Origin of the sequence: Affinundibacterium macrobrachii (assembly GCF_014652415.1) — a bacterium.
In the GTDB taxonomy this organism is placed as follows: domain Bacteria; phylum Pseudomonadota; class Gammaproteobacteria; order Burkholderiales; family Burkholderiaceae_D; genus Undibacterium; species Undibacterium macrobrachii.
The window spans coordinates 1-1,036 of sequence record NZ_BMYT01000015.1; the positions used below are offsets into that span (position 1 = coordinate 1).

Annotated in this window: 2 tRNA genes and 1 rRNA gene; all 3 read right to left on the reverse strand. The window is 47.3% G+C overall.

Annotated elements, in window-relative coordinates:
• Positions 1-332 precede the first annotated feature (332 nt).
• Positions 333-409, reverse strand: a tRNA-Ile gene (locus tag IE103_RS18260).
• A gap of 28 nt (positions 410-437) precedes the next feature.
• Positions 438-513: transfer RNA gene (locus IE103_RS18265), tRNA-Ala, on the reverse strand.
• A 118-nt stretch (positions 514-631) separates the two neighbouring features.
• Positions 632-1,036 (reverse strand): 16S ribosomal RNA (locus tag IE103_RS18270); the annotation flags it as partial.

Here is a 1,036-nt window from a genome sequence, read left to right on the forward strand (position 1 = left end):
AGTTATAGTTCTTTACTACTATATGAGTATTACTTTAGCGTTGCCGTAGCTCAAGTGAGTTATTTTCTTCGTCAATTACTTGACGACGACTTGGATCACTTTTACTACTTTGTTTGTTCGATACAATCACAACCCTTCCATAAATTTGTTAGTAGCTTCCGCCACCAACTCCTCTACGAAATAATTTTGATTATTTCTACTTTACTTCTTCTCAATTGTTAAAGAACGATACTACTTAATACTTTTTGCTTTCGCTTTGAAAGAACAAATCTCAACAGCGCACGCGCCACTCACATTTGTTATTTCTCACAGCTTTTCTACTTGCTTCGATTTGGTAGGGCTGGTTGGGCTCGAACCAACGACCCCCGCGTTATCAACACGGTGCTCTAACCAGCTGAGCTACAGCCCCAGTCAATTACCACTAGTCTTACTTAACTTGGTGGAGGTTACCGGGCTCGAACCGATCACCCCCTGCTTGCAAAGCAGGTGCTCTACCAGATGAGCTAAACCCCCATTCGTTTTACAACTTAACCGGGCAAATCTCGAAGTCGCTGCTATCGCTAGCGTCTTCTGCGTTCTCTATCATTAACAGTCAATAAGTGTGGACACTTAACATTCAAGCGCACTCTAGAAAGGAGGTGATCCAGCCGCACCTTCCGATACGGCTACCTTGTTACGACTTCACCCCAGTCACGAACCCCGCCGTGGTAAGCGCCCTCCTTACGGTTAAGCTACCTACTTCTGGCGAAACCCGCTCCCATGGTGTGACGGGCGGTGTGTACAAGACCCGGGAACGTATTCACCGCGACATGCTGATCCGCGATTACTAGCGATTCCAACTTCATGTAGTCGAGTTGCAGACTACAATCCGGACTACGATACACTTTCTGGGATTAGCTCCACCTCGCGGTTTGGCAGCCCTCTGTATGTACCATTGTATGACGTGTGAAGCCCTACCCATAAGGGCCATGAGGACTTGACGTCATCCCCACCTTCCTCCGGTTTGTCACCGGCAGTCTCATTAGAGTGCTCAACT